Source organism: Photobacterium sp. DA100, from assembly GCF_029223585.1.
Classification (GTDB): Bacteria; Pseudomonadota; Gammaproteobacteria; order Enterobacterales; family Vibrionaceae; genus Photobacterium.
In genome coordinates this window covers 1662180-1675348 of the sequence record NZ_CP119423.1, presented here as the reverse complement: position 1 = coordinate 1675348, position 13169 = coordinate 1662180, and the positions used below count along the sequence as shown (strand labels likewise).

The 13169-nt window shown below is 42.8% G+C and carries 8 protein-coding genes; 6 read left to right on the top strand and 2 right to left on the bottom strand.

The window, feature by feature from the left end:
• The first annotated feature begins 16 nt into the window (after positions 1 to 16).
• The 5 genes from PTW35_RS07920 to PTW35_RS07900 all read left to right on the top strand — a co-directional run bounded on the left by PTW35_RS07920 (position 17) and on the right by PTW35_RS07900 (position 10886).
• The gene (locus PTW35_RS07920) at positions 17 to 3496 is read left to right on the top strand and encodes an ATP-binding protein (RefSeq protein WP_281027215.1); all 3480 of its coding nucleotides are present in this window, start codon (positions 17 to 19) and stop codon (positions 3494 to 3496) included.
• Between the two features lie 3 nt (positions 3497 to 3499).
• Positions 3500 to 5278, top strand: a complete 1779-nt coding sequence (locus tag PTW35_RS07915; protein ID WP_281027214.1) for an EAL domain-containing protein — start codon at positions 3500 to 3502, stop codon at positions 5276 to 5278.
• Between the two features lie 342 nt (positions 5279 to 5620).
• Positions 5621 to 8170 carry an Ig-like domain-containing protein gene (locus PTW35_RS07910; RefSeq protein WP_281027213.1) on the top strand — a complete coding sequence of 850 codons (2550 nt, stop codon included), beginning with the start codon at positions 5621 to 5623 and terminating at the stop codon, positions 8168 to 8170.
• A 365-nt stretch (positions 8171 to 8535) separates the two neighbouring features.
• Entirely contained in the window at positions 8536 to 9804 is a 1269-nt protein-coding gene (locus PTW35_RS07905; RefSeq protein WP_281027212.1) for an NADH:flavin oxidoreductase/NADH oxidase family protein, read from the top strand.
• A 404-nt stretch (positions 9805 to 10208) separates the two neighbouring features.
• Positions 10209 to 10886, top strand: coding sequence for a RecX family transcriptional regulator (locus PTW35_RS07900; RefSeq protein WP_281027211.1), 678 nt, complete (start codon positions 10209 to 10211; stop codon positions 10884 to 10886).
• Positions 10887 to 10953: 67 nt separating this feature from the next.
• On the opposite strand, the gene PTW35_RS07895 is transcribed toward PTW35_RS07900, so the two are convergent.
• On the bottom strand, positions 10954 to 11880 hold the full coding sequence (locus tag PTW35_RS07895) for a sodium-dependent bicarbonate transport family permease (protein ID WP_281027210.1): 927 nt from the start codon (positions 11878 to 11880) through the stop codon (positions 10954 to 10956).
• 3 nt (positions 11881 to 11883) lie between these two features.
• A complete protein-coding gene (locus tag PTW35_RS07890) occupies positions 11884 to 12126 on the bottom strand; it encodes a hypothetical protein (protein ID WP_281027209.1) in 243 nt (80 codons plus the stop codon).
• 107 nt (positions 12127 to 12233) lie between these two features.
• Between PTW35_RS07890 and PTW35_RS07885 the strand changes: the two genes are divergently transcribed.
• Complete coding sequence (locus tag PTW35_RS07885; RefSeq protein WP_281027208.1) at positions 12234 to 13166, top strand: LysR family transcriptional regulator; 933 nt, start codon at positions 12234 to 12236, stop codon at positions 13164 to 13166.
• Positions 13167 to 13169: the final 3 nt, after the last annotated feature.

Genomic DNA, 13169 nt, shown 5'->3' with positions numbered 1-13169 from the left:
GCCAGTCAGCCTAATAATGAAAACAATAGTATTCATAGTAATTATTTTAAATTCCCTTTTTATATGCAACAAAACACTCGCTAATAACTACCTATACAAGAACGAGAGCTCTCAGGGACATGATAACCAAGCAGTTTGGCTGTTTGGCTTTATTGATTCATTTTCCCCCCCATACATAAACTCAGACTCAGGGAAAGCTATAGGCGTAGACTTTGACATCATTAATACAATTGCTCACGAACTAGGCTACAAATTGAATTATGTACCCTACAACAACACAAATGAACTCGTCGAAGCGCTTGAATCGGGCCGTGTAGATTTTGCTCTTCAGGATCCCCGAAACCTAAAAGGGAATTTTCACTTATCAGAGCTAATATACAGAGATCGTATAGCTGTAATAGAAAAGAATCACTTACAAGGTGAAAGTCGTTATGCTTGCCTTAAAGGTCAATTCTACTGCAAAGATATCGATAATGTTATAACCGTCATTGACCATTATGACAATATCAAATTATTGGAAGATAACTTTGTTACTGGCATTGTCAGTACCTATGCTACATTAGTGCATCATACACTAGACAGTAATACATATGGCAATATTGATTTCCTGCAGCAAGAGTTATTCAAAGAAGGATATTTGATTACCTCTGAGAAGAACTTACCTCACCTTAATGATATAAACAAAATAATAAGGAATTACAACAAGAAAAATTTAAAATGGACAGAGAACAAATCTTTTTTGTTCACTGAGTTTTCTGGAAAAGTCGAAGAAAAATTTGAGTTGAGAAAGCCACTCAGATATACAATTGAAAATGACGTTTATCCTGCCATATATCTAGATTCGACGACCAACACTCCTAGAGGTTATGTTGTAGATATATTGCGATATATTGAGCAGCGCACATCATTATCATTTAAATATATACCTAACCCTTTAGGTAAAAGTGATGCAAAATTAATGGAAGATGGCGAAATTGATTTCAGCCCTTATCAATACACTGAAAAATCAAAGCTATTTTTCAATGACAGCTTAGTCACGAACCCATACTATCATACAAATTATGTGATAGTTGATGTAAAAAAAACCACATCAAAGAAAGTTGGTATTTTAGCTCGTTCTATTATTTCTCAAAATCACCTATCTGACATATTACCAGAAGCTGAAGATACTATTTTATTTTCTAATTTGGATGATTTAATTATCGCAATTTCATCTGGTTCTATCAGTAAGGTATACCTCAGCAAAGATGTTTTTACTCAAGACTTTATCATCACGGCAAGCGACAATCTTAATATAAGTAGTTCAACAGAGTTACAAAAATTCCCTATAAGCATGGTTTTTTCTAATGAAATAGCAGACACCTTTCACTTGGTAGATGCTTTTTTGTCAACGATTAGCATAACAAAAATAAACGAGTTGAAAAATAATTATGGCAGTTCAAATTTCTTTTTTGGATTTGATGAGAAAATAACATATACATCTATTTTATTAAGTGCCATATTGTCTCTCGGCATCTGGTGGTTGTATAAAAAAAACAGCTCTCGATTGCGTAAAGACTTGGTAATTGAAAGGAAGAAAAAAGAATTAACAGATCAAACCTTACAATGGTTTCGCTCTTTACTTGAAGATCTACCAGTTGGATTATTACTAACCAATGGGAAAAATAACTCCCTCATTAGCAACCGACTTTATCGTGATAGATATATTAACTTAAAGATTAATCACAATGACTTAAAAGACGACAATGGTATTATTGAAGATGATAAAAATGAGTTAGCATTCCAGTACTATCGAATTCCATTTAATCATCCTATTTCAAAAGAACCAGGATATTTAATGGTATGGAACGAAATATCAGAATTAGAGAAACAAAAAAAAGAACTCATTAATGCGAGAAACATAGCTGAGCGTTCGCTAGAAATACGTCAGCAGTTTACAGCAATGATAACTCATGAACTCAGGACACCGATATCGGGAATATTGGGCCTTATCGGACTGTTAAAAGAACGTCACAATGACTGCAAAGACTCTTTAGAGCTATTGGAATCACTTCACAACTCTGCTGTAAACCTGAATCAACATGTAAATGAAATACTTGATATATCTAAAAGTGAATCAGGACAATTAACGTTAGACTTTGAAGACTGTAACTTATTAAAAGAGCTTGATAATCTATTTCAACAATATGAGACTGTTTGCAAGGAGAATGATCTTAGCTTTTCCATCTATTGGCAGCCAACAAAATGGATATTTGGTCACACCGATCGCAATCGGGTCATACAGGTAATCTCTAATCTTCTATCTAATGCTGTAAAATTTACGGACTCTGGCGGTATTAACGTATCAGTAAGTATTACATATAATCAATTTGAAATTTCAATAGCGGACACAGGTATTGGCATATCTCAAGGAGATATTGAGACCTTATACCAACCATACACACAAGCTGATTCATCTATTTCTAGAAAGTATGGCGGAACAGGTTTGGGAATGACGATCGTCAAAAACTTTGTAGATATGTTAGATGGAGAAATATCTATCAAATCAGAATTAGATAAGGGAACATGTGTAAAAATTAAATTACCCATGACCACATTCCCACCAAGCGAATTATTTGATTATAAGATGTTCACAAATGTACAAGAAATTAATAACTGGCTTAAATGCTTTAATGCTTTAGATGAAACACTTCCTATTACAACTTTTCCTGAGCACAAAGTAAAATCTATTCTGCGCTATCCAAGTGAGTTTTTTTGTTTGCTTAATAAAAATTCTAAGCAATATCCCATGCCTTCAGAGAAAAAGTTACTCGACGGATGTGTTCTCATTGTTGATGACAACCCAATAAACAGACTGCTGTTAGAAAAACAAATTGAACTATTTGGACTAACCGTTCAGTTAGCTTCAAACGGCATAGAAGCATTAAAGTATATAAACAAATCGAATGATTTAGATTTGGTTTTGACTGACTGTAGAATGCCTAAGTTATCAGGCTATGAACTCACGAAAAGAATTCGAGAAATCAAGCAAGACATAGAGCTACCTATCATTGGTTGTACTGCTGAAGTCAGTGATGAAGCGAAGGAGCTAGCTTTTAATTCTGGTATGAATGACATTATATTTAAGCCTTATGAGCTGCAAGATCTTTACAAGGTTATATCTCAATACCTCAAACCGAAAGTCAATATTATTCCGTCTCACGCAGGAGAGTTCATTAAAGGTTTCATTCCAATAAAACATAAAGATATTCTTCCAATCATTGTAAATACCTATAAGGAAGATATTGATCATCTTAGAATAGATGAGAAAAATATCAAGAATATCATTCACCGTATCAAAGGTTCTGCAAGTCTTCTTGGTATGCCTGTTTTTTCAACATACCTGTCGAATTTAGAATCCAAGAACAAGATTGATCAACACGATACCGAGCTAGTTGTGAGCATTTTGAGTGAGATTATTTCAATGTGTGAAAAATATTATAATTGTGAGGTTTAATGTATGAAAGTACTTATTGTTGAAGATGATCATATCCAGGCTTCACAGTTGAAACTTGATCTATTAAACCTTGGAGTTGAAAGAATACTGATCGCGTCGAACTGTTTATCAGCATTTGAACTTTGCGAAGCACATAGATTCAATATAATTTTCTGTGATATTCAACTTCCCGATCATGATGGTATCTATCTACTAAATAAAATTGCAGAAAGAGCACGAAAAGCCCACATCGTCATCATTAGCGCAGGAAATGGTCGCATTCTTTCTCTGGTAGAAAAAATCAGCAAACTACTTGCCTTCAAACAGGTTTCACGTATTGATAAGCCATATACAATCAGTCAGTTAAACTCAGTACTCGAATTGAGCTCAAAGAAGAGTCAGCAATCAAAATCAGTACTAACTGACAATAAACTTTATGAGTTTACTGAACGTGAAATATTAGAGGCCATTGACAATCAAAAAATCTTTGTGCATTACCAAGCTCAAGTCAATATCAACTCGGGGGAAATTGTCGGCTTAGAGGCCCTGGCAAGGTTGGATCACCCTGATTATGGCGTTGTAAGTGCAAATCAGTTTGTTCATATTCTTAACCAAAGCGAAAGTTACATTCGATTATTTAAAATTATATTCGAGAAATCCCTTATTGCGGTGCAATCATTACCTGAATCTATACAACTTTCCATTAATATTACATCTCGGGATATTCAATGGAGTGGCCTGTTCGATGAGATCACTGAACGCTGCGCCCGGCATAATTTTTCACTTAACCGTCTAACGTTAGAGTTAACTGAAAGTCACTTATATCAAGCAGATGTCCCAGCATTGCTTGCACTTTCAAGATTAAAACTTCTAGGGGTGAAACTATCCATCGATGATCTTGGATCCGGTTACTCATCTCTTTTCAAACTAACCCAGATCCCTTTTGACGAAATTAAAATAGACAAAAACTTTATACAAGGCGTTGAAGAGGACTTTCAGAAGTCAACTATTGTCCAATTACTCTTTAATCTTGCGCAACAAATGAACCTGACATGTATTGCTGAAGGTGTTGAAACGAAAGAAACTCTCCATTACTTACAATCTATAGGAATTTCTATTTGCCAAGGGTTCTTGATCAGCAAACCACTACCGATAAACGAAATTACAAATATTTTTCCTAAACAGTTTATTTCCGCTAGCCCTGAGCCTATACATTGCCTTGTTGTAGATGATCATCCTATTATTGGGGCTGCTTTATGTCAATCATTCCAGTTGCATAATCAAGTTCATAGTGTAGCTAGCGTTAAAAGTATCATGCAAGCATTAAATTACATTCGTGATATACCCTGTAACCTGCTATTAATTGATATAAATTTACGAGGAGAGAGTGGTTTTGAGCTAATCAGGCAAGCTAAAGAAAAAGGTTTCCAAGGCAAAGTTATATTTATGTCATCTGGTGATAAAGCTAACTATTCATTTTTGTCGATTGAAAAAGGCGGCATTGGATTTATTGACAAAGGAGTTGATGTAGACTGTCTAGTACAACAAGTCATTCACTTAGCTACAGGCCATGCTCAACAAGATATTAACTTTTGTTCTCCATCAAATAAAACTGTTAATTCCATGCAATTACTATCTAAACGCGAACATGAAGTTTTAGACAAGTTGATGTCTGGTCATTCAAATAAAAGCATCGCGAATGAACTTTTACTTAGTGAGAAAACCATAAGCACTTATAAATCTAGAATATTTGACAAGTTAGGTGTTAAGTCACTAATAGAAATATCAAAAACATACTTCTAATTATGCGTAAGCAGCTTATAATCAGTCATTAATTATTGGATGAAATCCTTATAACAACAACATGCTCAATAAAGGAGGAACCATACCTCCTTTCCCATTTTTATTATTTTTATAATAAAAACATTTATATTCACCAGAGGTATGATTTTAGCAATTATACCCCTTTACTTTATGATTAAACTTATTATATTTTTAGGTGCAGATCACAACAACAATAAAACTTATTTTCCACCTAACAAAAAGCCTGCCAAAATACTTCTAACTTTCAGGCGCATTTAATAGTTCTGAAGATTTTTCGATAAATCGCCTCCAGAAACACTACTTATACAAAAAGGAACTTCAATGAAAAAACTTCCCCTTGCGGGCATTATTGCCACCCTTTTATCACCCCATGTTTTCGCCGATGGCTATGATTGTACCGATCTGGAAATATGGAATAGTACTACGCAATATAATGGTGGCGTCAATGTTCAGCACCTAGACCACGCCTATAAAGCAAATTGGTGGTCGCAAGGTAGCGCACCCGATAAGTTCTCAGGTCAATATCAAGAATGGAGTTTACTCGGGCAATGTGAAACCGGTGAGCCTCAGCCGCCGACGATCTCTATCACATCACCTCAATACGGCGGCCAATTTGTTCTTGATAAACCCATTTTACTGGCAGCCGAAGTAAGTAGTAAAAACTCGGAAATTAAAGACGTCGAGTTTTTGGTCAATGGTGAGTCTGTAGCCGTTATCACACAAGCGCCGTTTTCGACCGAATGGACACCTAGCCAACTCGGACAATCTGTGGTCACGGTACGAGCAACCAACGTGGATAATATGACAGAGTCCAGCCAGGCTTCTATAACTATTGTCGACAGTGACATCTCATTGCCACCCAATGTTACTCTGACTTCACCTGGTGCTGGCAGTGTTTTCGATGAGGGTGACACCGTCACTTTTTCTGCCGATGCCTCTAGCGAACACGGCAGTATAGAGCGGGTTGAGTTCTACCTCAACGATGCGGTGATCGGCAGTGACAGTAGCGCGCCTTATGAATACCGCTGGACATCATCGGCAGGTAGCCATGCCATCTATGCACAGGCCATTGACAGCAACCAACAGAGCAGCAAAACACAGTCAACCCACTTTACGGTCAATGGCAAGCAGCCTGGCGGCAGCTGTAAGGAATTACCGGCCTATGCTGAGGGCCAAAGTTATACCCAAGGCCAACTTGTGACTAACGTTGATAACCAATATAGCTGTCAGATCCCAGGCTGGTGTGGTGGCGCAGCTTGGGCTTATGAGCCAGGTGTAGGCTTGCATTGGCAAGATGCATGGCAGCATGAAGGTGATTGCGGTGCGGCTCCAGAGCTCAGCTTTACCTCCCCTGCCGCAGGTGAAACCCTGTTAGCCGGAATACCTACCGATCTGATTGTCAACACAACGGCCGGCGCCTTTGATATTGCCAAGGTGCAGTTCTTTGCTGATAACCAGCTAATCGGCAATGGCGTTGTCGACGGCACGAAATACCAGCTAGAGTGGATCCCGGTCAATACTGGCAGTATCACCCTTAAAGCCGTGGCGACAGATACCGATAATGGCGAGGGCGAAACCACCCAGCAAGTAACCGTTACTGATCAAGCCTTGGCTATCGATCTTACCAAGCCGACAGCAGGATCTCGCTTTAGTATTGGATCTCCAGTGGAAATGACCGCAGATGCTAAGTCATTCCAGTCGGAGATTGAACGCGTGGATTTTCTGGTCAACGGTAGAGTGGTTGCCACTGCCCACCAGGCACCTTACCAAGCGACATGGCGCTCTGAAGCGGCCGGTGACTATCAGATCCAAGCCAAAGCCATTGCTGGCAATGGTGATGAAGAACTATCAAGTGCCGTAACGATCAGCGTGACGTTGTCGACCGAGAATAAACACAAACTTGTCGGCTACTGGCATAACTTCGTCAACGGCTCTGTGTGCCCGATGAACCTGAGTGATATCCCTACCGAGTGGGATGTTATTGACATCGCCTTTGCAGATACTAACCGTGCCTCACCCGGGACCAACTACTTCAACCTGTTCTCCGGCGATGGTGGATGCCCGGCGATTGATGCCAATCGCTTCAAGCAAGATATTCAGGCATTGCAAGCGGAAGGGCGTAAAGTAGTCCTATCCCTGGGAGGTGCCGAAGGAACTATCATCCTGAATGATGATGCTTCTGAGCAAGCCTTCGTCGATAGTCTGACCGCTATCGTCCAGGAATGGGGCTTCGATGGCTTGGATGTTGACTACGAGAGTGGCTCTGGGCTGGTCAACGGGTCTGAAATTCAGAAACGCCTGCCACGCGCCCTGCGCAGCATCCAGGATAAACTGGGCCGTGACTTGTATCTCACCATGGCACCAGAGCACCCTTATGTGCAAGGTGGTTACGTCAGTATTGCCGATGGCAGTGTGTGGGGAGCATACCTTCCGGTCATCGACGCAACCCGTGATATGCTCGACTTACTTCATGTCCAGCTCTACAACAACGGCGGGCTTGAGCACCCTTATGGCGGCACTGCGCCTGCTGGCTCTGTCGACATGATGGTCGCAGCCCAGAAAATGCTTGTCGAAGGCTTCCAGACGGCCTATGGCAACGGTCCGAACTTCGAACCTCTCCGAGACGATCAGGTCTCGATTGGTTTGCCTTCCGGTGCCAAAGCCGCCGGCAGTGGCCAGGCAACGATCGCCGACACCAACAAAGCACTGGATTGCCTAGTCTTGGGGACTCAGTGTGACACGGTTGTACCAGCTAAACGTTACGACAACTTTGGTGGCGTGATGTTCTGGTCTATCAACTGGGATGAATACTACAACCGTGCCTACTCACAAGGTGTTGGTGCCAAGTTGAGCGAGCTGAATCAGCGCTAATAACCAACTAGAACTACCCCGCGACAAAACGTCTCTTAGTATTGAAGCCAGTCGAAAGCTACCTTGTGGTAGCTTTCTTTTTTTCGAGTATTTCACCAATGATAATTGGATACGGCATATCGTTGAGTTACCAAGGCGTTACTGTCCGCTGTCGACATCAAGTGGTCCGCTATCAAATTTCGATTAATCATTTGCCAACGACGTCACTTTTTTGCAGTTGTATTCACAACGCAAAAGCTATCATCATCCCAAACAAAATCCCTTCGATGAGATCACATCAGTATCTATCAGTTTCATGGCATGCTATAAAAAGCACGATCGTTCTTATTTTATACCCAAGCCGTATAGCCAGTTAAGGAATTACTATGGTGCAAGCAGAACTACAACAAAGCACGGAAGCAACTAACCAGCCATTGCTCAATCGCCCATTTACACTCGCCAAAGGGACTACCATAAAAAACCGCTTGTTCAAGTCAGCCATGAGTGAGCAGCTTGGTGACGCACAACACAACCCCAAGCAAGGTTTGGTCACGCTTTATCGACGTTGGGCAGAGGGTGGTATCGGTTTGGCAATGACTAGGAACATCATGATTGACCGTAATGCATTGGGTGAGCCAAAAAATGTCGTGCTTGACGATAAGAGTGATCTCACCGTTTTCAGAAAGTGGGCCGAGGCCGGAAAGCAGAACGGCTCTCATATTTGGCCACAACTCAATCACCCTGGTAAGCAAATTCCTAATTTTCTGACCAAAGAGCCAGTCGCACCGTCAGCAATACCTTTGTCTAGAGGGTTAGAGAAAGGCTTCAACACACCAAAAGCGCTGACTGAAGAAGAAATCCTCACTATCATCGCTAAATTTGCCACCAGCGCAAAACTAGCAAAAGAAACAGGCTTTACCGGGGTACAAATTCACGGCGCACATGGTTATTTGGTTAGCCAGTTCCTTTCACCAAGGCACAATCAACGTGATGACCAATGGGGCGGTACCCTTGAGAATCGCATGCGCTTTGTCCTGTCGGTATATCATGCCATCCGTGAACAAGTTGGAGATCACTTCCCTATCGGCATCAAGCTCAACAGCGCCGACTTTATGAAAGGCGGTTTTACTGAAGAAGACTCCATGCAGGTAGTCCAGAGTTTGGCTGAGGCCGGGATAGATTTGATCGAGATTTCCGGTGGAACCTATGAAAGCCCTTCTATGATGAGTGGCAAAAAGGCCAAGGAAAGCACCATTCAGAGAGAAGCCTATTTCCTTGATTATATGGAGAAGGTGCGAGAGATGGTGGATGTCCCACTCGTTGTAACCGGTGGATTCCGCAGCGCGCCGGCAATGAATGAGGCACTCGAGAGCGGTGCAACTGACTTTATTGGTTTAGCACGAACCACTGCTATCGATGCCGAGTTCCCCAATAAGCTGATTGCTAATGCCCAATACAGCATGCCATTGGCCACCCCCACAACGGGCAGCAAAGCAATGGACCGTTTAGGGATGTTGAGTATTACTTGGTATGAGCAGCAGATGTGGCGTATGGCTAAAGGTCTCGACCCCAAACCAAAATTAAATGCATGGGGAGTGGTATTTAAAACCTTGGCAAGTGCGGGAATATACGCCTTCAGAAAACGTCGTGCTTAACTAGACAGTTAACCAAAATTGCGGCATGGCTGTGGTGACATGCCGCGATTCAGGTGATCTTCAACCTTAATATTCTTCGATTGTGGCACGCTGCAATACCTTGCATTCTCATCACCCGGTTTGTTATAACCCTTCTCAGCACCCGGCACTCATAAAAACGACTAGCGAAAAACATGCCCTCAGATCAGCCTAACCATAATAATACTCACCCTCATCAGCTCTTGGCCTCTCAAGAAGAGTCAAGCGAAGAAAAGCAGTCTGCTGGTAAAAGGTATTCTTACACTAAAAAACAACAAAACACCGAAAGGTGCGGTCAAAAGAAAGCTGGCCCCAAACCCGCCCAAAAGGTTGAAGATGTCTATGAGTATGCCATTTGGTGGCTCAACCAACGTGGCTATTCCGTCATGAAGCTGCGAGAAAAGCTGACGAGAAAAACGACCAATACCGAATGGGTCAACCAGGTCATCAACCGCTTGCTAGAGCTCGGCTACCTTTCGGATAGACGCTACGCTGAAACCTACGTCAATTCGCGCTGTCGCTCCTACGGCCCTGCGGTACTGGCGCAAAAACTCAAGCTTCAAGGTGTGAGCCAGGCCGATATCGACAATGCCCTGCAGACCATCGATGAGTCTGAACAAGAGGTATTGATCACCCGCACCATCAACAAGTATGCCGGTAAAAAAAGCGCCAATGATATTGGTCTTCGCCTGCGGCAAGAGGGCATTAGCCAGGCAAAAATACAGACCATCATGGCACAATCGCTCGACTTGGAGCACGAATTGCAACTTGCCGAGCGATTGATCACCAAGCACAGTAAAAAAATGGGCCGCACCGGCCTTATTCAAAAGTTACGCGGCGAAGGGATCAGCCAAGACGCTATTGACCAGGTGCTAGCCAATGAAGATTGTGAGCAACAGCAGAGTGAAGATCAGCACAAAGCGCTGGCAATGCTCAACAAGAAATTCAAGGCCCCTATCACGGACTTTGCCGAGAAGAAAAAAGCGACCGCTTTCTTGGTTCGCAAGGGCTTTAGTTTTGCTGACGCCAATTACGCCCTTGACCATCATTTGGATGATATCTAACAGCAGATTAAAAACTATAAAGGCTCCGGTTTTGGAGCCTATATTACCCAAAGGACTCAATCTTTCTCTACGCCGCGATATATTGTCCCAGTGCGATAAAAAATGGCACGCCGAGTAATACATTGAATGGGAAAGTAATCCCCAATGACGCAGTGATCGACATACCGGCATTGGCTTCTGGCAAGCTTTGTTTCATGGCTGCAGGCACTGCAATATATGAGGCGCTGGCACCGAGAATAGCCATCAGCGAAATTCCCCCTGCACTGAACCCGAGCAAGACGCCAAGGCTTGTTCCGCAGATACCGCCAACCATCGGCATTAACATACCAAAACTCACCAAGAACAAGCTGTTCTTTTTCAGGGCCGCCAGCTGTTCACCCGCCACTAACCCCATTTTCAGCAAGAACAGGGCCAATACACCGGAAAACAACTCAATGAAAAACGGTGCTAGCTTTTCAACACTTTGGCCACCAAAATAGCCAATCAGTAAACTTCCGACCATCAGCAAAATACTCTGATTGGCCACCAGCTCTTTTTTGATAAAGTCAGCATTGATCAGCTTCAAACTGCCCTTAGCCAATACCAAACCAACCAGAATCGCAGGCATTTCGAGCAATACAACAAACAGCGGGAAATAGGCCTCATAGCTAATGTTGTTGGCCTCGAGCAAAGCAACGGCCACCGCATAGGTCGCTACACTGACCGAACCATAATGGGCGGCAACGGCTCCGGCATTGATTCTATCCAGCTGGCCAAAATACCTGAGCAGCGGGTAAGCAATAAGCGGCAGCAACAAGCCAAATGCAACCACGGCCAAAGACAGGGCAATAAGATCGGAGTCGATATGTTGCTGTAGCGCCAAGCCCCCCTTAAGGCCAATAGCAATCATCAAGAACAGGCTCAGGGTTTTATAGACATTTTCGGGGAATGAAACCTTGGCACCCAGCAGCTGACATACGATTCCCAGAATAAAAAAGGCAACGACGGCGTCCATGGATCACTGTTCTCCTGCAATCTGAATGGCATGAACCGGATTCGCCTTGCGCAACGGTATTGATTTCGAGGCGTCTTTTGCCTTTTCGGCATTCGCACTCGCAACATTGACCAATATCAAGCCGACCAAGCTAACAGCCAAGACAACAAAACCTAGCAAGCTATGGCCGATCTCCACACTCAAGCCGTAAAACAAAACCAGCATCAGGCTGGTTGATGCTGGCAAAAATAAGCTTCTTACATTCATAGTGACCTCCATCGAACTGATGAAAATCTTACCGCCGTCATCCCATAGATAAAAATAGATAATAGCTATATCATGATTAGATAAAAGTCTATACAAAGGAGCAAACGATGGCATCTCGGTTGCACGCCCATATCGGCACATTCCGCCAGCTGGAAATATTGCTGGCTGTTCATGAACAAGGAAGTATTAAATCGGCATCCGAAACCTTGTTTTTGACTCAGCCGACTGTCTCCATGCAGTTGAAAAAACTAACAGAAGCTATCGGTTTACCGCTCTATCAACAAGTCGGCAGAAAACTGAAGTTTACCGATGCCGGTCTCGCCACGATCGCAACGGCCAAGAAAATCCTGCAAAACTGCGAAGAGCTAGACATGCAGCTTTCAAGCCTCAGAGGGTTAAAATCAGGCACCCTTCGGCTGGCCTGTGTCACGACCGCAAAATACTTCATCCCGCATCTACTCGGGCCGTTCTGCGAGCACTACCCGGGTATCGATATCCAATTTACGATCGCCAACAGGCAACAGATAATTGAGCGCCTGGAGCAAGGGATGGACGATTTTTATGTATTCAGCCATCTGCCAGAAGGGCTCGATCTCGACGTGATTGAGTTTATGTCCAATGATCTGGTTGCGATAGCCGAAGCCAACCACCCTCTTGCCAACAGGAACAGCGTGTCATTGGAAGAGTTCTGCCAGCAAGACTTTCTTATCCGAGAACAAGGCTCGGGCACCCGTTATGCCATTGAAGACTTTTTCAAACAGCAGCAACATACGCCAAATATTAAGATGACCATCGCCAGCAATGAAGCCATTATTCACTCCGTCTTGTCACGGCTTGGTGTTGCGATCCTATCGGCCCATACACTCGCCTTTGGTGAAATTTACGGCGTGAAAAAGGTCAATGTGGAAGGTTTGCCCATTCAGTCAAAGTGGTCATTTTCCTGGACCAAAGCGGAGAGCCTCTCTCCCATTGCCCAGGTTTTCCTCAGCTACGTTGAAACCGAAGGCAGGGAAATGATAAGAAAGGCGGTGCAGTTTTAAACT